The organism is Sulfurovum zhangzhouensis (genome assembly GCF_030347965.1).
Lineage (GTDB): Bacteria > Campylobacterota > Campylobacteria > Campylobacterales > Sulfurovaceae > Sulfurovum > Sulfurovum zhangzhouensis.
Genome location: NZ_JAQIBD010000002.1, coordinates 316,459 through 336,831 on the forward strand (window position 1 = coordinate 316,459; position 20,373 = coordinate 336,831).

A 20,373-nucleotide genomic window follows, 5' to 3' on the forward strand; every position below is an offset into this window, starting at 1 on the left:
GCAAAAAGAGCTAAGAGAAGAGTAGCTTCACTGTAAACTTCGTTGTACCTTTTTGGGCAGTTTAGTAAATACCAGCTCAAAAGAGTGATCGATTAATTCTTTTATTGTTTCATCATCGACATCCGAATCGCTCAATGTAACGGTATTCCAATGTTTTTTGTTCATATGGTACCCTGCCCTGATCCCTTGATAAAGACTACGTAGCTCCAATGCATAGATAGGGTTGCATTTGAGATTGATCTCTAATGGTTCTTCATTCATCGTCAAAGCGAACATCTTATCTGCTATCCTGTAAACACGGACCTTCTCATCAAATGGATAGTCATAGGTTACATTGGACTTGGAGAGTATATATCGGTCAAGTTCTTGAAAGTTCATCTACACTCCTTTAAACACTATCATAGTACAATATCGTCACTAAATTCAACCCCCGATCAAAGGTAAACGCATGACACATGATGAGATCATTGAGAGTATCAAAGCACAATACAACAGAGACCTGCGTAAGCAACTGGTAAAAAGTCTTTTAGAACACGAAAAAAACAAAGACCAGGCAGCTATCAAGTCTGGTTATCAGATCATGAACCAAATATTCTCTTATGTACTGAACCAGCTTGGATGGACCATTACTGACAATGCAAGCAAATGGGATAGCTCACCGCTTGACATTATGAGTACAGTGTTTCCAAAGTTGGAAACTACACAATGGTTTGCACAGCAGCAGCTCAATGTCAAGAAAAGTATAGAGCTCAAAATGGCTGAAGAGGCAAAGTAGAAGTCTCTCTTCGTTAAAGTATCTGTATCTCCGCTGCATGCTTTTCTTCATCAAAAGAGGCATTCAGATAAGCACACACTGCCAGCGCATCCTGATGCGCAATAAAGAGAGAGCTTGATGCACCAGGGCTTGGAGTCATGTTGAAGATGACTCCGGTATCCACGATCTTGGCTTCTCCTAATAACAGTTCGTGTTTCTCTTTATCAATGATCTGCGGCCTCATACCGCCATACCCTTCTGCAAACCTGATCTCATCTGCTTCAAGTGAGGGAATGATCTTCTGAGCGTCTTTGAGAAAAACATCCTTACCCAGCCATGGCAACTCTTCGATAACATTTCTAAGGATATAACGTCTGATGGTCTTATCTTTGAGCAGATTCATATAGACCGAAGTCACATCCTTATCGATATTCAGTGCAGCAAAAAAGTCCTTGATATGCAAACTGTGATAGCGTTCCAGTTTAGGCAATGCAAAAGCTGTCGGTCCAAAACGCGTTTTCCATCCCTGTGTACAGTCAGGATCTGCATGCACCGCAGCAAAAGGAAGTTTTGGATTTTGCATGGTGTATACCTTAGAGTTAAGCAGTCTCTTTTTTGTAAAGAAAAAGCTCCCGCCGATCGGCAGTATGGCATAATGCAGCCCATATCCCATCGACTGTGCAAAGAGCAAGGAGTAGGAACCTGCATTGACCACAACGCTCTTGGCATTGAAACGTGTCGTATCTGTCGTTATCTCATAAGTGCCGTCATCCAGGCGTACGATCTTGGTCACCTCTTCATTGTAACGCATCTGGATATTTTTATCTGTATTGATCGCTTCTTGTACGAAACGCTCACTGAGCTTCTTGAAGTCTATTGTCGTGATCTGTCCTGATGCGCCCATTGCCATGATCGGCTCAGTACGTCCATCCAGAAGCATTGGCTCGATCTGCATAAGTTTCTCTTCATCCCATAGTTCAAGATAGGGATAAAGCTCTTTAAATTCCTCAAAACGTCTCTTGAGTTTTTTTATCTCATCTGTACCTACAGCAAGTACCATTTTGTTACGAATAAAGCCGATCTCTCCAACCCCTCCAAAATGATGGATAAAATTGCTGATCATGGATGATGCTTTTTTAACTTTTTTCGCTTTCTCAAAAGTGTAATTGGTTTCGATATCACCTACATGCAGTGTCTGGGAATTTGCCTTTGGGTTAGAATTGAGCAAACTGACCTCTTCATATTTTTCAAAGATGATGATATCTTTGATGTCGGTATATCTTGCCAGGGTAAAGAGTAGTGAAGTTCCTGCAACACCGCTTCCGATAATCGCTGTTTCAAAAAGTTTGTTTACCAGCACTTTCTTTCCTATGTACCATCTAGTATTCCCTTATAGTAACATACACAGGTTAAACCTTATTGATAATATTCTAAAAACCTCATCATTGCTTTAAAATCTTTTGATAAAATTCCGCATATCAAATAAAAAGGCTTTTTTATGAAGTTTCTTACTGTTCTTTTACTATGTATTATCACCCTGCTTCAAGCAGAGTCTTTCTTTATTCTCAACAATATCAAAAAGGTGTACCCGGTAGTTGAGATTCAAACAGATAAGATCGATAAGAGTTACAAAACCAATATCCGTAATGCGATTGATGAAACACTCCAAGAACTTAATATCGATACCTCAGGGTATGACCCTCGTGCCTTCGCATTGGTCGTCTCTCATGCATATGTAAAAGAGACTCTTGTGATCCATACCAGGCTAGTGATGGCTGAAGAGGTTAGAAGACTCGATGACGGACAGAAAGCCTTCGGACTCACTTATCGAGATGAAGAAAGCTTTGTTGTAGAGGATATCAACGATAGTGATAGTATCAAAGAAGGTGTTGAAGACACTGTTGACACTTTACTTTCGAAATTTGCCGATCAATACAGAGATGATAACAAACTCAAACCCAAAACAACTCATACCGGTGATCAGAGTTTTGCCCAAGCTATGGGTTATGAAACCAACTACCAGGCTGCTTTACAAAAAGCTAAAAAAGAGCATAAAAACCTTATGCTGGTTCTGACAACCAGTTACTGTCCTTGGTGCCGCAAGTTTGAAACAAACGTGCTTCAAAAAGAAGAGGTTAACACAGAGATTCACAAAAAATATGTGCCATTGATACTCAACCGTGATGAGAAACAGTTTCCAGAACAGTTCACCAGCACATTTACTCCGGTGATCTATTTTATTGACGCAACCAATGAAAAAATCCTGCATAAAGTCACAGGATATAGTCAAAGAGAAGAGTTTATGTATCTTTTAAAATAAATTTATAGATACTTGTTTAAAAGTATCTCTACTTCTTGTGCGGGCAGTGGTTCACCAAAGTAGTTACCTTGCATTTTTTCACACCCTAAAGCAAGCAAAAACTCTTTTTGTTCCAGTGTCTCGACACCTTCTGCAATCATATCTATATGTAGACTCTTAGCCAATGCAATGATCGCTTTGATAATCTCTATACTCTCTTTCTTTTCAGGGATATCGCTGACAAAAGCCTGATCTATCTTCAGCTGATGGATAGAGAGTCGTGTTAAGAACGAAAGTGAAGAGCAGCCGGTACCGAAATCATCGATGGATACATGTACGCCTAACGCATTGAGCTCTTTTACCTTTTCGGTTGTATACTCCAGGCCTTTCATCATATGTGCTTCAGAAAGTTCCAGTACCAGATTGGCAGGGTCTATATCATATCGTTTGATTGTAGTACTTAACTCTTCTACAAAGTCTTGATACTCTAATTGTTTAGTCGTTAGATTAAGAGCTACCGTTCCTGTAAGTATCCCTTTTTTTGACCATTGACTGACTTGTGATAGCGCTTTTTCTATCACAAGCTTGTCGATTTCAACTACCATTCCCGTCTCTACAGCCAAAGATAAGAAAGCACCCGGCAGGATAAACCCCTTCTCTGGATTTTTCCATCTTACCAAAGCCTCAAGCCCAATAATTTTGTTCTTTACGATATCAATCTGAGGTTGATAATAGACAACAAATTCATCTTTTTCAATCGCTTGCTTTAAACTTGTCTTCAATATCATTCTTGCCAAAGCATGACTGGTCATCTCTGCAGCATAGAACTCAAAGGTATTTCTTCCGCTCTCTTTGGCTTTATACATTGCCGTATCAGCATACTTTAAAAGCTCTAATGCCGTTCTGGCATCATCCGGATAGATACTGATACCTATACTCAAACTAAGATAGAGTTGAAATTCATCTATATATATCGGTTCTTTCATATGTTCCAACAGTTTTTGTGCCAATGTAGCAAGATGTTCGCCGTCACTGACATCTTCGATGATCATCGTAAATTCATCACCGCTCAGTCTTGCCAATGTATCGCCTTTACGTATCAAATTTCCAAGACGTTCTGCTATGATCTGAAGTACTTTATCTCCAACCAAGTGGCCAAAAGAGTCATTGATATGCTTAAACTTATCCAAATCGATAAAAAAGAGTGCTACTTTACTACCGCTTCGTCTTGCTTTGATAAGTGCCTGTTCCATCCTATCCATGAACAATGCCCTGTTTGGCAACCCGGTCAAAGTGTCATAGTGTGCTTGATGGTGTAATTCCGCTTTTTGTTTTTTCAGTAACGTTTCGGCTTCTTTTGTTTCAGTTATATCTTTATTGATACTTATCAGGCCTATAGGAGTTCCTTTTTCATCTCTCAATAAAGTAAGAGAGAGAGAAACATATATCTCTTCTCTTGACTTCGTGATAAAACGTTCTTCCATTGAAAAGGTACCTTCTGCCTGTAATGTATTGACAAATTTTTGAAAAGAAGTATCATTCTCGGGATGAAAAATGATAGAAATATGTTTACCTACTACCTCTTTTTCAGAATATCCATAGATTTTTTCAGCACCATAGTTCCAACTGATGATATTGCCTTCCATGTCCGTACGGATCACCCCGTCATTGATCTGTTCAATGACAAATTGCTGGGCCTGAGCTCTCAGTTGCAGCATTTTTTGTTCTGTGATATCTGTCATTGTTCCGATCATCCGCAGGGGCTGATCATTTTTATCAAAGAGCGTCTTGCCTCTGACAAGTACCCATACCCAATGACCGTCTTTATGTCTTAACCTATGGATAGTTTCAAAATACTCTGTCTTCTTGTAAAGGTTTTTATTGATATTTTTCCATACTTGTTCAAGATCATCTGGATGAATATGTTCTTGAAGGGTAGTCACAAGGTTTGTAAACTCATGATCTTTATATCCTATGATCTCTTTCCAGCGTGGAGAAAAGTAGACACTGTTTTCAGGGACATTCCAATCCCACACACCGTCATTACTTCCATAAAGGGCGAGCTCCATACGTTCTTTGAGCATCTCATTGAAAGCATTGCTTTGCTGAAGTGCATCTGTGTACTCTTGTACCTCCTGACTGGTAGCATTGATCAGGTGTACCAGTGCACTGAAATAGTCACTCCTTATCTTTTCTGATTTAATCGTTGGAGTTTGTTCTATTTTCTTTACTCTGATACTTTCACTCAAGGATACAATCGTCATCGTTTCATTCAGTAATTCATTCTTCTTTGAAGTAAAGAACTCCCCATAAGTAAAAAACCCGGATACAGGAGCGATAGCTTGAAGCGGAAAGATCTCGGTTTCAATCTCTTCTCCCATAAAATATCTGCGTGCCGTACAGGAATAAACAAAAATCACTTCAGAAGGCTTTTCTGACACCGTTTCTATGATCTTTTGGGATTGATTAATTATTCCTTTTGCATCACCGAAACCTATCCGAACTTTATCTCCTACTGAAAGGTTTCCTGCCATGATCACAGAACCGTCATCTTCTTTTGAGATTATGGCTCTGGCAATATTCAGATCATTATGATTCACAATGAGAGGGAAGTCTATACCTGTACCCGTCTTAAACTGTTCAGGTTCTATCCCTAGATAATGACTATAGATATCCACTACCTTTATATCATTTAAGGTGTAAAGCCTGTTTTGCTCTACTTTTGTCACTGTCATTTCATTACCGATCGGCTGCCAATTAAAACTGTAATCAGTATGAATGTGAAGATATTGACTATCCAGTGCAACAGCGACTGCACCATTTTCTACGATCTCATCTTTAGTAAATACCAAAGTTTTTTCAAACTTAAAGTTATCTCCCGCCAATCCACCGGCCACGATTACCTTATCATTCACGGAAGCAATACCTTTGAGAAACTCTTCGCCGTTGGTATGTAATCCATCTGCAAATGAGAGTATCAGCTTAGTATCCTCACCCATCAGTCTCTGTGCCAAATGGCGGCCGGTCTCAAAACTGTCGTTTTCCTGATGTGTCATAACTGCATATCTCAGGGTAGTATGTTCAAATTGGGTAAAACTCAATACCACTTTTTCTGAGCTTACCTTACCATTCATGATCTCACCATCTGTTGTAGTACCGATGATCATAGCAGTAGGTAGAAGATCCGTCAGTTCTGAAAGCAGTGTAGCGATGAAAAGCTGATCAGTATCGCCAGAAAATATCTGTATCAACAGGGAAGGAGAGTTGTCAATATTATGATCTAAGATAAAATCCTGAAGACTCTTTTTATCTGTGTAATAGGTATTATGATTTTGTATACTTTCGTATATTGACATTGTATTTCTCCCTATCTTTTTGCCTTACCCCTTTATTTAATTATATAGTAAAATATTGAACTTTGCTTAGACGTGATACCTAGAAGCTATTTATTTTCAAAAAAGACCACGTTACTTCCCCAGTTTCCGTGAATCTCTTTGCTTTCTCTTCTCCATCCGCTTTGGGACAATTCTTTACGGATCAACCAGTTCATCACGCCATGCCCCATTAAAATGATATGGTCATGCTGGCTGGAGAGTTGTGAGAGCCTTTGTGCTGCTTTTTGTGCATTGAGTTTGGTATCTCTTAACGTCCTTGCCCATCTTCCTACACCCAGCAATGAAAGTAAACGAAATAGCACCAGCCAATGTACAGGCTTTAGCTTAAAGAGTCTACCGTGGAGTGAAGGAATTGCTGCTTCATTAAAGAGTTCATTTGTTTCATTGATCTCTACTTCCAAGAGTTCCAGTGAATCAATAGCCCGTCTAAGGGTACTGCTCACCACATAATCTGCACTTCTTATGCGTCCTATAAGCTCACCATGCGGAAAATCATCAGAGATAATCGGCGCATTGTTATATGCCTCCTCCCATGCTACAAGTTCCTTTGCATAGATCGGTTTGCTGGAATCCATATCTACTTTGGCATGTCTGATAAAGGTGATCTGTTTCACCCTTCTTCCTTTCTGATCTTCAACATCTTGTCTCCACCTTTTTGAAACTCATACGAAGTTTCAACCACCTCTGTAGCATATCCTGCCCTTTCTAGTATGTTCATTATACCCTCTAAATGCGGTGATACGTTCCCTTCAAGTGTCACAAGAGGAAAGATCCTTACCTCTTTGGCTACCCTGAGCATCTCTTCTATCGCATGTAAATGAAATACTTCATCCATATGATCGCTGTACAAGAAAAGGAAATGAGAACTGAGCGCCAGATCAAACTGCCCGTCTTCAAAAGAAAAATTTGGTAAAGCACCCTCTCTGTACCTTCCTTCACTTCTACCTTTTTCATAATCTTCCAAAAACTTCTGCATTGTCTCCATACGAAGCGTATATAGTGCATCCGGACTGGATATAGTATGCCATACGAAGTGCTTCTCATTGAGCTTCACCTGCTTCAAGACTTCATGAGCCACTTCATCTATGCGTTTAGCGATCTGTATTTTGCTGAAATGATAGATGGGATCAATGGATACCACATCACCTCCCATTGCCGTGACTTCGGCATTGAAACTTGCAGGGCCATCCCCGCAACCGAGTATTTTAGATTTTAGTTCCAGGTCACTTAAGAGGAACATAGACTGATACTCTGAGAGATTTCGACCCCATGGAACGATATTTTCAAGCTTCATCTTATACCTCGACCTTATAGTCCAAAAGCATTTCATCCCCCGTCATACCACGAAAACCAAAATGATATGCAGGTTGTTCTATGATACATATCTCTATATCCGAGGCTGATAGTTTTACCTCTTTTCTTATCCTTTCATAAAGCAGTTGTATCAGCCTTTTCTTGGTTTCGGTTTTTCTTCCTTCCATCATAATGATCTCTATGACAATATAATCATAAGTGCGACCTGTAGGGTAATATACATCTTCTTCTGCCAGGGGAATGAATCTGTGTGAACGTTTATTCTCCGGAAACTCCAAAGCCTCTACAACACAACTATGAATAGTGTTAGAGAGTTGTTTTTTAATGAGATTCAATCGTTTTTCTATCCCGTAAATTTTTATTTGTGCCATTATCTATCCTTGCTTATACACAAACAGGTAGATACCTGTATCTATATAGGCATCTACCTCGACCCATACTTCTAGAGAAGTAAACTCAAGTAGTTAAATAGTGATATAGTTATCGATAAAAAGGTAAGAAATAGGCTAACGCCAAGAGAAGAGGAGCGTTCTGGTGGTTTGAATAGTAGTTGTGTGTTTCATTGGTCTGCTCCTTTTAGTATTTAGTTTGACAGTGTAATTCGTTTTGACTTAAACGGTGCTTTCTGTGTTTACAATACAATACAAACAAAATGAGACAAAAATTCGTTACAATAAAAAATGGAGAAGCAAAACTCCAAAAGCTAGTGAAAGCAATAATGCTTTTAATCCTTATTCACAATGAGACACTATAAAAGGGGTAGAAATATGTTCGAAAAAGAGTTAAACGAATTTATTAAAAAATCAAAAGAGTCATTGGAAAAAGTTGAAAAGAACGTTGAATCCTATCGTGAATCGATGAATCAGGATATCAGCGGATTCTGGGGTAATCTGAAAAATGAATTTGGTCAGATCAATACAAAACTCTCGGATGCAGGTCAGAAGCTTTCAGATGCAGGCCAGCAACTCTCAGATACTAGTCAGAAGCTTCAGCTTCAAGGAACATTAGGGCTCATGGAAGCCAGAGATCAGTTGGAAAGGATCAAAGGCACCTCAGAGGAATTTATCAAAAAAGTCACAACCAATACTACCCAGGATCTGGATATTGCCAAGCTTCATGCCCATCTGGCACAAATGGATGCAGCAGACCTTTGGAAGGAAAAAGAATCACAAATGACATCACTCTATAACGAATCCAAAGTGGAGTTTGAAAAGCTTGCGAAAAAAGCAGGCAAGGAGATCAACGATATCCTTCTAAAGCTCACCGATATTCGTTAGAAATCGGTGACTTCACCCAAGGTTAACGTAACGGTATAGACCACTTGTTTTGATATGCCACAATCCTGAGCACTACACCTGCAGCGAACAAGAGGGTTGTAGTATAAATATTAAGTATCCCGAACTGATCCAGCCCATACAGTACAATGGCCACTAAAAGTGCGATAGTACCGTAAAACCCTGTTTTGAACACAAAGGGTACTTCATTGATAATGACATCCCTTGTGATCCCTCCGCCTACTGCCGTGACAAAAGAGAGTGCCAGTACTCCTGTAAGATTGAGTTCATGCTGCATTGCTACCAGTGCACCGGTAATACTGAAAGAAACAAGCCCGATAGAGTCACTGATGATAAAAAGCGGTTTGTTCTCTATACTTTCACGTTTATGAAACTTCAATATGATCATCAAGATCATCATTCCAAGTACCATAAACCCAGGGACAGCATGGGTAAATGTATAGGGTGTTTTATCTACGATGATATCACGTATGATCCCTCCGCCGAATGCAGTAAGGAATACGGATATCAATACTCCCAAAAGATCAAGCCTGCTGCGTACAGCCACAAAAAAACCACTCATGGTAAAGGCTATGATCCCAATATACTCTGCAACTTCAAACATATTAATCAATAAACTCCACGACCTCTTCAAAAGGCAGACGTATTTGCTCAGACTGAGGATTGATACGATAACCGAAAGGTACAAGAACCGCAACTTGGTATTTACTGGTATCAAGACCTAGTATCTCTTCCACTTTCGCTTTTTCAAAACCCTCTATCGGGCAAGAATCGATCTCTTCATACGCTGCTGCGGTCATCATATTTGCCAATGCAATATAGCACTGTCTAGCACCCCATGCACAGGTTTTTTCATCACTGCTTAAGGTATCCGCTAAAAAGCCTCCGTAAAGATCGATATATCCTTGTATCTGCTCAGGAGACAAAGGACGTCTACCAAAACGCTTGGCTGGAGTGCCGCTGCTTGGTCTAAGGTCCTCTATGGCCGTCAGGATCACTACGAGGTGTGAACAAGAAGTGATCTGAACCTGATTCCAACACACAGGTCTAAGCTTTGCTTTAAGCGCTTCATTAGTGATCACAAGAAACTTCCATCCCTCCTGACCAAATGAGCTTGGAGATTTATGTCCAGCCTCCAGGATATATCTCATTGTTTCATCAGGGATCTTCTTTGTCTCATCAAATGCTTTACACGCGTGTCTAAAGTCCATTGCTTTCATAAATTTATTTTGCATCATTAGTCCTTTCGTTTAACTCTTTTTACTGTCCCACATACCTATGATTGTTTTATTTCTCAATAGTATCTGGACCTTTGATATACTCTACCTAATTTGGGTTGACAGTGTATCACATACTTTACTGAAAATTATTTATACTTTTCATACACATACTGCATTACTTGCTCTTTAGTAGTAAGTTGATCAGCAAGCTGCAGTTCATAAACTTCATCAAGTATCTCTTTAAATTGCGGTGAAGGTTTCAAACCTAAAGTGATCAGATCTCTACCTTTAATCAAATTATCCAAAGGTTTGCACTCTACCTTCAGCTCCCTTGCTCTTTCAAGCAGCCACTCACCTGCCTTATACTCTCCACTCATCGCTTCTGTAGTGGTCCGCCCCAGGAAGTCTGCTTTGGCTATAACTACAAGCTCCTCGATATTGACTCTAGTAGCGAGCCTGCGTATCGCTTTGTTGCTGGCATTTGCTTTATAGAGTTGGGTAGGTTTGAGATGATGGACAACAAGCGGCATGAGACTCTCTATAAAATCATGTGCATTGCTCAACCGGTACATCAGTGATCTGGTCAATTCTACTCCAGCTTCTTCATGCCCTATCGACCGTATACGGCCGTCATCATCAAAAGTTGTGGTGGTCGCTTTGCCGAGATCATGGCAAAGTATGGCAAAAAGAAATTTGAGTTTCTGCTCTTTATCCATCTCTGCACTCAACTCTGCCATTACATCCAGGCACATCATCGTATGGACCCAGACATCACCTTCAGGGTGGTATTTAGGATCCTGAGCAACACCGATCAGTGCTTCAAGTTCAGGAAAATAACGTAGTACTCCAAGTTCTTTCATCATTTCAAAACCGATTGAAGGTCTGTGTGATTTCAGCAACAGCTTTACCCACTCGACATAGATACGCTCTTTAGGCAGAGACTCAAGCATTCCCGAGTCGACCATCAGTTGACACAGGACTTTGGTGCTCTCAGCCAGGCTATATCCAAACCTTCCGCCAAACTGTACTGCCCTATAGACACGCAAAGGGTCTTCTACAAAAGTCTTGTCATCAATATGCCTGATCAACCCTTTATGCATATCCTCCCTTCCTCCGAAAGGATCCAGAAAATGGTCTGACTCAATATCATATCCTATGGCATTGATCGTAAAGTCCCTGCGGCGCGAAGCCTCTTCAAAGCTCATGGAGCCATCTACGGTCACATCAAAACCACGATGCCCCTCTCCCACCTTCTGTTCTCTACGCGGTAAAGCAAAATCATACTCCTCCCCCTCATAGGAGAACTTCAAAACCCCAAAGCTTTTTCCCACATGGTTCACAGAGCCAAATGCAGAGAGTATCTTTTCAAGTGATTCCATCGATGTAAGACCGTAAACCTCGATATCATAATCCTTGATCGGCAAACCCAAAAAATGATCACGTACCGAACCGCCTACGATGACCGCTTTGGCATCAAACTTCGTCAGAGTATGGGAGATGGTTTGGAGGATAACTGGCAACTTCATAGAAGTATTATAACCTAAACACCGCCTTATATTGCTCTCAATCTATTATGGTAAAATTCGTCAATTTATTAATCTGATCTGGGGGATCAGGTTCGAACAAGGGATACTATTTTGATCAATCTTCAAAACTACTCTACTCAAAATATCAAAAATGATCTACTCTCGGGTGCACTGGTTGCAGTTGCACTTGTACCTGAAGCGATCGCTTTCTCATTTATCGCAGGGGTTTCTCCGGTCGTAGGACTTTACGGGGCATTTATCATCGGTCTTATCACCGCACTTCTTGGCGGTAAACCGGGGATGATCTCAGGTGCTACGGGATCGGTTGCCGTTGTCTTTGTAAGCTTGGGGATCGCAGTCTCCAACCTTTATCCGGATCTGGATAAAGAAGCGCTCTCCATGATGATACTGCACTATATCCTTCTTACTTCCATTATCGCCGGACTGATACAGATCGCTATCGGTCTATTCAAAATGGGTAAGTTTATCCGTCTGGTCCCTCAGCCTGCCCTCTTTGGTTTTGTAAACGGTCTGGCTATTGTGATCGCTATGGCACAGCTTCCATTCCTAGCCCCGGAAAACATATCAACTTTTGGTAATGACTGGTTGGCTATCATCTCGGCAAGTATCTCTGAACATGCAGAGATGTACGTTATTATCATCGCAACGATGCTTACGATGTACTTCCTTCCAAAAGTAAGCAAAGCAGTACCTGCGGGTCTTGTAGCGATCGTCGTGATCACGCTCATCACTTACTTCATGCATATCGACACAAGAGTCGTAGGTGACCTCGCTGACCTTTCAAACGTTTCTATGCCGAGTTTTGTGATGCCGGACATGTCGCTTTTCACTTGGGAATCTATGAAGATCATCCTACCTATAGCTGTGATCGTTGCACTGGTTGGTCTGATCGAGTCACTGCTTACACTCTCAGTGCTTGATGAGATGGGTGGGAAACGCGGTTCTGGTAACCAGGAGTGTATCGCTTTGGGTCTGGGTAACTCTACATCAGGACTCTTTGGAGGTATGGCAGGGTGTGCGATGATCGGACAGTCGGTGATCAACTTCACTTCAGGCGGTCTTGGACGTCTCTCATCATTTACTGCGGCAGTACTGCTCATCATCCTTGTGGTCAACTTCTCTCATGTCATTGCCGTGATCCCTGTAGCAGTACTTGTAGGGATCATGTTCATGGTAAGTATCGGAACATTTGAGTTCTCATCGCTCAGCCGTATCAAGTATATGCCTCGTGCAGATGCCTTCGTCCTCGTTGCCGTGACGGTTATCACTGTATTTGAAGACCTTGCTACAGCCGTGATCGCGGGTATCATCATCTCAGCACTTGTCTTTGCCTGGGAACATGCAAAGATCGTCTCTAAGACCAGGACCGATGAAGAAGGAAGAAAGATCTATGAATTGGAAGGTCCACTCTTCTTCGCTTCAGTGACATCGTTCAATGAACAATTCGATGTAGAAAATGATCCAGAAGAGGTAGTGATCGACTTCAAAAATGCCAGAGTGATGGACAGTTCGGGTACCGAAGCGATCGATGCACTTACAGAGAAGTATCAAAATGCAGGCAAGAAACTGACACTGCGCCGCCTCTCAGAGGATTGTAAAAAAGTTCTCAAAACCGCTGGACCTTTCTGTACCTATGAAGAGGATGATCCTACTTATAAAGTCGCTGTAAACAAGTAACCCTCCTATAATCTTAACTCGTTCCATATCTCCCAATATGGAACGCTCTTCGATCTAACACCCCCCTTATTAAAGCACTGAATGGATTATTTGAAGTCCTTCTATGATCTTATCCTCACTGCTATTGGTGAAATTAAACCGTATCTCATTATCAATACTCCCGTCAAGATAAAACTCTCTACCCGGAACGAACACGACATCTTTTTGCAAACACTTCTGAACCAAACTTGATGTACTGATACCATCCAAAGATCCGTAGATGAACATCCCTCCTTTAGGTTTGTTGTACTGAAACATCGGTAAAAACTCATCTAATGCCTTGGCAAAAAGCTCCATTTTTTGACCATAAGAGCTACGTAAGGTCTCCAGATGTCTCTGAAAGGCTTCCGTATCACTGAGATAATCAGCTATGATACGCTGAGCAACGCTGTTGGTATGCAGGTCCATCGCTTCTTTGTAAGGGATCAACGGTTGCAGCAACGGTTCACTCGCACGTATCCACCCTATACGCAATGCCGGTGCCAATACTTTGGAAAATGAACCAAGATGATAACTCTGTTCAGGGATCATAGAACTGATAGAGGGATAGCTGCGTTCAAAAAAGAGTTCGCTATAGGGACTGTCCTCGATCAGGATACCACCTGTATTTTCTATATGCTCGGCAACTGCTCTTCGTTTCTCTTCACTATAAGTGAGTCCCGTTGGATTTTGAAAATCAGGTATTAAATAAGCCAGCTTGCTCTGTTGAAAACTCAGTGCAAAGCCGTCGATATCGATACCGTCGGTCTCTAAAGTAACTGCTGATTGTTCGAGTCTGTTTAGATTAAAAACGTTCATCGCACCAAGATAAGAAGGTGCCTCTATGGTGATCTCACGGCTGTGATAGTAGCGTGTGATGATATCCAGAGCCTGTTGGGAACCTGAGGTGATCAGGATCTCATCACTTTTGGTAGGAAACCCCTGCTTGGTATAGTGTTCAGCAATCTTTTCTCTAAGCGGCCGATATCCCTGTGATGTTGTGTACTGCAGGGAAGAAGGCTCACTTAGTGCTCTGTAGCCTGAATCACGCAGTGCTTCATAGGGGAAGAGTGACTCATTGGGTAAACCGCCTGCAAAAGAGATGGTTTGATTGGTTGTATGTTCAAGTATTTCTCGTATAAATGAGCGTTTCATTGCTGTGCCTTGAATAAAATTTTGGACATTGTATCCCTTCATACAAATAAATTCTTCACAAAAAGTGTCAATAAAAATATCTATTTTTGTTATCAAAGTTATCTAAAATTGCTATAATAGAGTTATGAAAAAGAGTACCATTCAGTCACATTCACACATTGCCAATAAGATAATGTCCTATATCTATCAACATATCGAAACAGATATCAATATAGATGAACTGGCTATCATGCACGGTATCAGCAAGTTTCACCTTCATCGTATCTTCAAAGAACAGATGGGTATGAACATCTACGAAACCGTCAAATCCATACGGCTTCAAAAAGCGGCAAACCTTCTCATCACCAATCCACACTCAACCATTACAGAGATAGCCAACCAGTGTGGCTACTCCTCACAGACCTCTTTTATCCGTGCTTTCAAAGAGCGTTTTACAGTCTCTCCAAAAATATGGAGAAAAGGTGGATACAAAAGTTACTCAGACCAGATACTCTCTACCTCCTCAACCGCTTCCATCTCACAGGCGGACTTCTCCCACTTGGAGCCTGAGATCATAAAGACCCAACCGCAGGAGGCTTACTATATCCGGCACAAAGGATATAACTATGAGATCAAAAAAAGCTGGCAGAAACTCATGGCATGGGTCTATAGCAACAACATCACAGAGTATAAGCAGATCGGTATCTATCATGACAACCCCATTGTCACACCGTTAAAGGATTGTTACTATATCGCAGCAGTCGTTCCCAAAAAAAAGACAGAACTCAAAGAGAGCGTACTTCCCTCCTTCATCATCCCTTCAGGGCTCTATGCGACATTTGAAGCGGAGGGGAAATACGGGGATATACTAAAACTAATCCAATGGGCATACCATGAGTGGCTGCCGCAAAGTGGATTTGAGACAATGACACACCCCTCCTATACAGAGTTCTATACTAATCATTTTTTAGCAAAGGACGGTAGATTTAAAGTGAAGTATTTTTTGCCTATTCAGTTGATATGATTTTTTTGTTTTAGTTTATTGAGTTATTGACATTGGGTATACATTCCATATCAGGAGATATGGAACGTGATAAGTTAATTCTTTCTAAAATAAATTAATAAACCTAAAATAGCTATGGCATTCCCTATCCAAATATAGCTTGCTTCTGTAAAATGTACCTTTTCATCAGGTGAGGCATATAGTGCGATAAGTGAAAGTAAAATACCAAATATGACAAAAACTATAACACTTAAACCTATAAAAATATTCTTCATTCTTTTATTCCTTTTTCTCTTTTTGCCATTTATAAATTTTATATCCAATTATAGATATACCGATTATAAAAGATATCATACCAAAATAAGTACATCCTGGCTCTGTACAATAAAGTTTAGATCCTTTGGGATATGGGCTTATATGAAAAAGATTATCTAATCCTGCCAATATTAGTCCGAAATAAATAATGAAAAATTTATCAATTTTCATTTAAAACCATGTATTATCATATCCAGAAATTCCCCTCGTTCCCACGTTGCACGTGGAAATGCATACCCCACATCTAAAAATCTATGATTATTTGACATCTTGTGAAGTCCCCTTTTTCTTAATTTATGATACTAAAAAAAGATAAAACAATAGAAAGAAACCGTTATAAGATATACGCTCCTTCAGATCAAACTCCCCCCTGTTCTTTATCACTATTAAAGTTACATTCTTTTATGATGTAAATAGACTTAACTAAAAGAGTAAAAAATGGATAAACCTCTATTGGAAATCATTGATCTGCATGTATCGGTAGCAAACAAAGAAATCATCAAAGGGATGGATCTTCAAGTAAATAAAGGGGAAGTGCATGTGATCTTCGGGCCGAACGGCTCAGGTAAGTCCACACTGCTCAATGCCATAATGCATCTGCCCGGCTACAGTATCGATGATGGAGAGATCAGGGTCAAGTCTCAGAACATACAAGAGATGAGCACTGACCAGATCGCCAACCTTGGCATCGGTATGTCCTTCCAGCATCCGCCCAAGATCAAAGGGGTCACCCTGCGGAACTTCTTGGGTACGATCAACCGCTCTGAAGACCTTGAAGCAGAGATCAGGGCACTGAGTATGGATGCATTCATGGAGAGAGAGCTCAATGTCGGTTTTTCAGGCGGTGAACTCAAAAGAGCAGAGATCCTGAAGCTCTATGCGCAAAGCCCCGATCTGCTTTTGATCGATGAGCCCGAATCGGGTGTTGACATTGAGAATATCGCTATCATTTCCAAATCGATCAACAAGATCCTCCAAGAAGACAGACCGATGAAAATGCGTGAACGCTCTGCGATCATCATCACCCATACCGGCCATATCCTCAACTATGTCCAAGCCGATATCGGTCATGTTTTCATGGATGGCAGGATCGTCTGTACAGGCAATCCCCAAATGATCATGGATGATATCAAAAAACTCGGCTTTAGCGGATGTGTTGCATGTGTCAAAGAACAAAAGGATCAGCTATGAGAGAACTTGATGACGTGACCAAAGAGACCCTGAAAAAAGTTGCCTATGATGAGATCCAAGAACGTTCAGCCAATTTTTTGGTTACTGACTGGGAGGTACTCGATACGCATTCTGCTACGCAATCCCTTGAGATACTACCCATAAAGACAGCACTGGAAAAGTATGAGTGGCTGGAAGAACTTATGTTTACGCTTGTACCGAAAGACAAAGACGAATATGTCAAAACCGTTGCCTCAAGCGATGTGCTTTTGGGCTACTTTATACGCGTCAAAGCCGGAGAAAAAGTGGCACTGCCTGTCAATACCTGCTACATGATCAACAGTGACCAGTTCACACAGTGCACCCATAACATCGTGATCGCTGAAGAGAACTCAGAACTCCATCTTATCAGCGGTTGTGCGGCCAATGCCCATGTCGTGGCAGGCCAGCATCTTGGTGTGACCGAATACTTCATCAAAGACAACGCCACCGTTACCAGCACTATGATACACAGCTGGGGGAAAGAGGTAGAGGTCTATCCAAGAAGTACGGCACAAGTAGGCAAGCATGCAAAATTTGTCTCCAACTATGTAGCACTGGGCAGTGTAAAAGCGCTTCAGATGAATCCGCTTGCCATCATCGAAGAAGGCGGGCTTGGGGAGTTCTACTCAGTGATCTATGCCCCGGAAGACTCCAGATTTGATATCGGTTCCACTGTCAGCCTCGAGGGTGACAAAGCCTCTGCAGAGATCATCAGCCGCGTGGTTTCAAACGGCGGAGAAGTGATAACCAGAGGGAAGATCATCGGTAAACACTCCAACAGCAGAGGTGCTATGTCCTGTAACGGACTACTGCTTAGCAACAAAGGCTACATCCATGCCATCCCTGAACTACTCGGCGAGGACCCGCACCTTGAACTCTCTCATGAAGCCAGTGTCGGGATGATCTCAAAAGACGAACTCGCCTATCTCATGGCATCGGGTATCGAAGAGGAGAAGGCAAGATCTTTGATCATAGAAGGCTTTTTGGCTCCCAAGATACCTTCTCTCCCCGAATACCTGCAACGGCAGATCAATGCCATCATCAAAGAAACCAAGGATTTTGAAACCCTGTAAAGGTGTCAAAGTATTTTTTCATTTTTTCTTCCTGTAGCTAAAAATATCATACATGCTATAATAGTGTCACTATTGCAGAAAAAGGGGGCCTTATATGCAACATATCTCCAAAGAAGATGCCCAAAAGAGAGTGGATCAGATCGCATACTTCAAAGCTGAACTGGATCAACTCGAACAAAATGATGTGCTTACGCTCAGTGAAATGCAAAAAATAAGTGTCAACAACTTTCACCAAACGCTCATCAACTCGCTAGCCATTGCCTACGATATCGATGCCAGTGTACAGGAGAAGCAGCTGAGTCTTGGTATGAAGATTGCTTCCTTTCTTGGTGCATTGGCATTGGCGGCAAGTATCTTTTTTCTCTTTTACCAGTTTTGGGGAGTATTTTCGACGCTATCGCAGGTCATTATACTCATCATGGCCCCGATGATCGGTTTAGGTGCAACGGTGTATGCCTACTATAAGGAGAAGACCGGCTACTTTGCCAAACTGATAGGACTGGTAACGCTTGCCAGCTTTGTACTCAATATCTCTATGTTCGGTCAGATCTTCAATATCACACCATCAGTAAATGCCTCTCTGGTCTGGGCTCTCTTTGCCTTCTTGCTTGCTTATGCTTCGGATACACGCCTGCTTTTAGCCTTTGGGATCATATTTTTTGCAGGCTTTTTATCTGCAAAAGTAGGAACGTGGAGCGGGATCTACTGGATATATTTTGGAGAAAGACCGGAAAACTTTATGCCTGCTGCCTTTCTTTTATTTTTTATCTCCCTGCTGAATCATCATAGATTTTCAGGCTTTCAGGTGATCTACCGCGTTTTTGCAATGCTGCTCTTTTTTATCCCTGTTTTGATACTCTCAAACTGGGGCGATATAAGCTATATCGACGCGCATTATGATACTGTCGAAGCATTCTACCAGATCATTGGATTTACTTTCAGTGCCGGTGCGATCTGGCTGGGTATCAAACAACACTGGGGTGAAGTGGTCAATACGGGAAATGTATTTTTTGTGATCTTCCTCTATACCAAATTCTATGACTGGTGGTGGGAGTGGATGCCAAAGTATCTTTTTTTCCTCATCATTGCACTCAGTTCCATACTGATACTTCTGGTCTTTAAGCGACTACGTACTGCAGCAATAGCATCATCTCAAAAGGTATCATCATGAAGAATCATTACGCTAAAAAACTGTTTTTGATCGCTTTTTTGGTGCTTGCAGCAACTAATCTCTTCGTACTTTTTGGCGTATATACCAATAGAAGCGGAGAACCTCAATCAACACTCATTCTCACTGAACGTGAACTGCAGGCACCCTATCAAATCAGTGAAGAAAACAGTGGACTCGCTCTAAATATTATTTGGCGTTCGTTAGGAAAGAAGAATGAACATCAACGCTTTAGAAGCTGGTATACCCCTCAATGGCTTGATGCTGAAAAACTAAGATCATTGGGCTTTGATATCGATTCATTTATAGACAAAGAATATAATGACGAATACTATCATGCTTACTCCTCAACCAAAGAGTGTTTTATTGTGCTGGAATATAACGCAGAGGCGTACAACACACTACTTGAAGAAGTTCTTGAAGAACTGAAGGTACAAGAAGATGCATTAAAGTCCGATCCTGACAATAAAGCCACGCAGGATCTCTACAAAAGTGAAAAAGCGAGACTTCAATCGGTACAAAATTATGATACACGTCTTTATGCAATCGATGCGGGAACAGATCCCCAGGTTCTCAGAGAAAACTATTCTGATGGGTCAAAATACATTATCACCAAAGCACAGATACGCGCATCATATATCCATGATACTAAAGAAGTGAATGGATTTATCTCCAGACTGAGTGTAGTGCAAGTACATGTACCAACCAAATTTCGTCAAGTGATTGACCCTATCCTGCATTACAAGCAAAAAAGCGGGACAAGCTTTAGAACACATGATATAACGACCTCTCATGCACCGCGCTACAAAGTAACGATAGCGTATGGGAAAAGATATGAACCGTGGATTGTTTCAATAGAGCCTTTTAAAAAATAAAACTTCATTTTTCATCCACTCTCTCATGTTACTATAAACGCTTTATCAATAAGAGCGTTTATAGCATACCGTTG

The 20,373-nt window shown here is 41.2% G+C and carries 20 protein-coding genes; 9 read left to right on the forward strand and 11 right to left on the reverse strand.

Features of this window, described 5'->3' with window-relative positions:
- Nucleotides 1-27: 27 nt before the first annotated feature.
- Complete coding sequence (locus tag PGH07_RS06800; RefSeq protein WP_289413607.1) at nucleotides 28-378, reverse strand: MmcQ/YjbR family DNA-binding protein; 351 nt, start codon at nucleotides 376-378, stop codon at nucleotides 28-30.
- Between the two features lie 70 nt (nucleotides 379-448).
- Between PGH07_RS06800 and PGH07_RS06805 the strand changes: the two genes are divergently transcribed.
- Nucleotides 449-775 carry a hypothetical protein gene (locus PGH07_RS06805; RefSeq protein WP_289413608.1) on the forward strand — a complete coding sequence of 109 codons (327 nt, stop codon included), beginning with the start codon at nucleotides 449-451 and terminating at the stop codon, nucleotides 773-775.
- A gap of 13 nt (nucleotides 776-788) precedes the next feature.
- On the opposite strand, the gene PGH07_RS06810 is transcribed toward PGH07_RS06805, so the two are convergent.
- Nucleotides 789-2,111, reverse strand: a complete 1,323-nt coding sequence (locus PGH07_RS06810) for an FAD-dependent oxidoreductase (protein WP_434481305.1) — start codon at nucleotides 2,109-2,111, stop codon at nucleotides 789-791.
- Nucleotides 2,112-2,252: 141 nt separating this feature from the next.
- Here PGH07_RS06810 and PGH07_RS06815 point away from each other — a divergent pair, with 141 nt between their 5' ends.
- Nucleotides 2,253-3,074 (forward strand): thioredoxin family protein, encoded by an 822-nt coding sequence (locus PGH07_RS06815; RefSeq protein WP_289413610.1) that lies wholly within the window; start codon nucleotides 2,253-2,255, stop codon nucleotides 3,072-3,074.
- 2 nt (nucleotides 3,075-3,076) lie between these two features.
- On the opposite strand, the gene PGH07_RS06820 is transcribed toward PGH07_RS06815, so the two are convergent.
- The 4 genes from PGH07_RS06820 to PGH07_RS06835 form a co-directional block, all read right to left on the reverse strand.
- Entirely contained in the window at nucleotides 3,077-6,409 is a 3,333-nt protein-coding gene (locus PGH07_RS06820) for an EAL domain-containing protein (protein ID WP_289413611.1), read from the reverse strand.
- An 86-nt stretch (nucleotides 6,410-6,495) separates the two neighbouring features.
- Entirely contained in the window at nucleotides 6,496-7,062 is a 567-nt protein-coding gene (locus PGH07_RS06825) for a hypothetical protein (protein WP_289413612.1), read from the reverse strand.
- Nucleotides 7,059-7,742 carry a class I SAM-dependent methyltransferase gene (locus tag PGH07_RS06830; RefSeq protein WP_289413613.1) on the reverse strand — a complete coding sequence of 228 codons (684 nt, stop codon included), beginning with the start codon at nucleotides 7,740-7,742 and terminating at the stop codon, nucleotides 7,059-7,061. The genes PGH07_RS06825 and PGH07_RS06830 overlap by 4 nt, the downstream gene beginning before the upstream one ends.
- A gap of 1 nt (nucleotide 7,743) precedes the next feature.
- Nucleotides 7,744-8,133, reverse strand: coding sequence for a tautomerase family protein (locus PGH07_RS06835; RefSeq protein WP_289413614.1), 390 nt, complete (start codon nucleotides 8,131-8,133; stop codon nucleotides 7,744-7,746).
- Nucleotides 8,134-8,529: 396 nt separating this feature from the next.
- Here PGH07_RS06835 and PGH07_RS06840 point away from each other — a divergent pair, with 396 nt between their 5' ends.
- Entirely contained in the window at nucleotides 8,530-9,039 is a 510-nt protein-coding gene (locus PGH07_RS06840) for a hypothetical protein (RefSeq protein WP_289413615.1), read from the forward strand.
- A 22-nt stretch (nucleotides 9,040-9,061) separates the two neighbouring features.
- Here PGH07_RS06840 and PGH07_RS06845 read toward each other — a convergent pair whose 3' ends face one another.
- From PGH07_RS06845 to PGH07_RS06855, 3 genes are all read right to left on the reverse strand, one after another.
- Nucleotides 9,062-9,661 carry a trimeric intracellular cation channel family protein gene (locus PGH07_RS06845; protein WP_289413926.1) on the reverse strand — a complete coding sequence of 200 codons (600 nt, stop codon included), beginning with the start codon at nucleotides 9,659-9,661 and terminating at the stop codon, nucleotides 9,062-9,064.
- Nucleotide 9,662: 1 nt separating this feature from the next.
- On the reverse strand, nucleotides 9,663-10,292 hold the full coding sequence (locus tag PGH07_RS06850; RefSeq protein ID WP_289413616.1) for an NAD(P)H-dependent oxidoreductase: 630 nt from the start codon (nucleotides 10,290-10,292) through the stop codon (nucleotides 9,663-9,665).
- 131 nt (nucleotides 10,293-10,423) lie between these two features.
- Nucleotides 10,424-11,803, reverse strand: a complete 1,380-nt coding sequence (locus PGH07_RS06855) for a CCA tRNA nucleotidyltransferase (RefSeq protein ID WP_289413617.1) — start codon at nucleotides 11,801-11,803, stop codon at nucleotides 10,424-10,426.
- Nucleotides 11,804-11,914: 111 nt separating this feature from the next.
- Here PGH07_RS06855 and PGH07_RS06860 point away from each other — a divergent pair, with 111 nt between their 5' ends.
- The gene (locus PGH07_RS06860) at nucleotides 11,915-13,501 is read left to right on the forward strand and encodes a SulP family inorganic anion transporter (protein ID WP_289413618.1); all 1,587 of its coding nucleotides are present in this window, start codon (nucleotides 11,915-11,917) and stop codon (nucleotides 13,499-13,501) included.
- A 69-nt stretch (nucleotides 13,502-13,570) separates the two neighbouring features.
- Here PGH07_RS06860 and PGH07_RS06865 read toward each other — a convergent pair whose 3' ends face one another.
- Nucleotides 13,571-14,674: an aminotransferase-like domain-containing protein gene (locus PGH07_RS06865; protein WP_289413619.1), complete on the reverse strand. Its 1,104-nt coding sequence runs from the start codon at nucleotides 14,672-14,674 to the stop codon at nucleotides 13,571-13,573.
- Between the two features lie 124 nt (nucleotides 14,675-14,798).
- On the opposite strand from PGH07_RS06865, the gene PGH07_RS06870 reads away from it, so the two are divergent.
- Nucleotides 14,799-15,677, forward strand: coding sequence for an AraC family transcriptional regulator (locus tag PGH07_RS06870; RefSeq protein ID WP_289413620.1), 879 nt, complete (start codon nucleotides 14,799-14,801; stop codon nucleotides 15,675-15,677).
- Between the two features lie 74 nt (nucleotides 15,678-15,751).
- Here PGH07_RS06870 and PGH07_RS06875 read toward each other — a convergent pair whose 3' ends face one another.
- On the reverse strand, nucleotides 15,752-15,931 hold the full coding sequence (locus tag PGH07_RS06875) for a hypothetical protein (RefSeq protein ID WP_289413621.1): 180 nt from the start codon (nucleotides 15,929-15,931) through the stop codon (nucleotides 15,752-15,754).
- A 478-nt stretch (nucleotides 15,932-16,409) separates the two neighbouring features.
- Between PGH07_RS06875 and PGH07_RS06880 the strand changes: the two genes are divergently transcribed.
- The 4 genes from PGH07_RS06880 to PGH07_RS06895 all read left to right on the forward strand — a co-directional run bounded on the left by PGH07_RS06880 (nucleotide 16,410) and on the right by PGH07_RS06895 (nucleotide 20,299).
- Nucleotides 16,410-17,162 (forward strand): ABC transporter ATP-binding protein, encoded by a 753-nt coding sequence (locus tag PGH07_RS06880; RefSeq protein WP_289413622.1) that lies wholly within the window; start codon nucleotides 16,410-16,412, stop codon nucleotides 17,160-17,162.
- Complete coding sequence (locus PGH07_RS06885; protein WP_289413623.1) at nucleotides 17,159-18,256, forward strand: SufD family Fe-S cluster assembly protein; 1,098 nt, start codon at nucleotides 17,159-17,161, stop codon at nucleotides 18,254-18,256. The genes PGH07_RS06880 and PGH07_RS06885 overlap by 4 nt, the downstream gene beginning before the upstream one ends.
- 94 nt (nucleotides 18,257-18,350) lie before the next feature.
- Complete coding sequence (locus PGH07_RS06890; RefSeq protein ID WP_289413624.1) at nucleotides 18,351-19,427, forward strand: DUF2157 domain-containing protein; 1,077 nt, start codon at nucleotides 18,351-18,353, stop codon at nucleotides 19,425-19,427.
- Nucleotides 19,424-20,299: a DUF4824 family protein gene (locus PGH07_RS06895; RefSeq protein ID WP_289413625.1), complete on the forward strand. Its 876-nt coding sequence runs from the start codon at nucleotides 19,424-19,426 to the stop codon at nucleotides 20,297-20,299. The genes PGH07_RS06890 and PGH07_RS06895 overlap by 4 nt, the downstream gene beginning before the upstream one ends.
- The last annotated feature ends 74 nt before the right edge of the window (nucleotides 20,300-20,373 follow it).

What these genes read in the sequence shown, in the direction of transcription:
- PGH07_RS06845 (WP_289413926.1), bottom strand. Translation starts at nt 9,661, where the DNA reads ATGTTTGAAGTTGCAGAGTATATTGGGATCATAGCCTTTACCATGAGT.
- PGH07_RS06850 (WP_289413616.1), bottom strand. Translation starts at nt 10,292, where the DNA reads ATGCAAAATAAATTTATGAAAGCAATGGACTTTAGACACGCGTGTAAA.
- PGH07_RS06895 (WP_289413625.1), top strand. Translation starts at nt 19,424, where the DNA reads ATGAAGAATCATTACGCTAAAAAACTGTTTTTGATCGCTTTTTTGGTG.
- PGH07_RS06805 (WP_289413608.1), top strand. Translation starts at nt 449, where the DNA reads ATGACACATGATGAGATCATTGAGAGTATCAAAGCACAATACAACAGA.
- PGH07_RS06830 (WP_289413613.1), bottom strand. Translation starts at nt 7,742, where the DNA reads ATGAAGCTTGAAAATATCGTTCCATGGGGTCGAAATCTCTCAGAGTAT.
- PGH07_RS06885 (WP_289413623.1), top strand. Translation starts at nt 17,159, where the DNA reads ATGAGAGAACTTGATGACGTGACCAAAGAGACCCTGAAAAAAGTTGCC.
- PGH07_RS06875 (WP_289413621.1), bottom strand. Translation starts at nt 15,931, where the DNA reads ATGAAGAATATTTTTATAGGTTTAAGTGTTATAGTTTTTGTCATATTT.
- PGH07_RS06820 (WP_289413611.1), bottom strand. Translation starts at nt 6,409, where the DNA reads ATGTCAATATACGAAAGTATACAAAATCATAATACCTATTACACAGAT.
- PGH07_RS06835 (WP_289413614.1), bottom strand. Translation starts at nt 8,133, where the DNA reads ATGGCACAAATAAAAATTTACGGGATAGAAAAACGATTGAATCTCATT.
- PGH07_RS06880 (WP_289413622.1), top strand. Translation starts at nt 16,410, where the DNA reads ATGGATAAACCTCTATTGGAAATCATTGATCTGCATGTATCGGTAGCA.
- PGH07_RS06800 (WP_289413607.1), bottom strand. Translation starts at nt 378, where the DNA reads ATGAACTTTCAAGAACTTGACCGATATATACTCTCCAAGTCCAATGTA.
- PGH07_RS06815 (WP_289413610.1), top strand. Translation starts at nt 2,253, where the DNA reads ATGAAGTTTCTTACTGTTCTTTTACTATGTATTATCACCCTGCTTCAA.
- PGH07_RS06855 (WP_289413617.1), bottom strand. Translation starts at nt 11,803, where the DNA reads ATGAAGTTGCCAGTTATCCTCCAAACCATCTCCCATACTCTGACGAAG.
- PGH07_RS06890 (WP_289413624.1), top strand. Translation starts at nt 18,351, where the DNA reads ATGCAACATATCTCCAAAGAAGATGCCCAAAAGAGAGTGGATCAGATC.
- PGH07_RS06865 (WP_289413619.1), bottom strand. Translation starts at nt 14,674, where the DNA reads ATGAAACGCTCATTTATACGAGAAATACTTGAACATACAACCAATCAA.
- PGH07_RS06840 (WP_289413615.1), top strand. Translation starts at nt 8,530, where the DNA reads ATGTTCGAAAAAGAGTTAAACGAATTTATTAAAAAATCAAAAGAGTCA.
- PGH07_RS06870 (WP_289413620.1), top strand. Translation starts at nt 14,799, where the DNA reads ATGAAAAAGAGTACCATTCAGTCACATTCACACATTGCCAATAAGATA.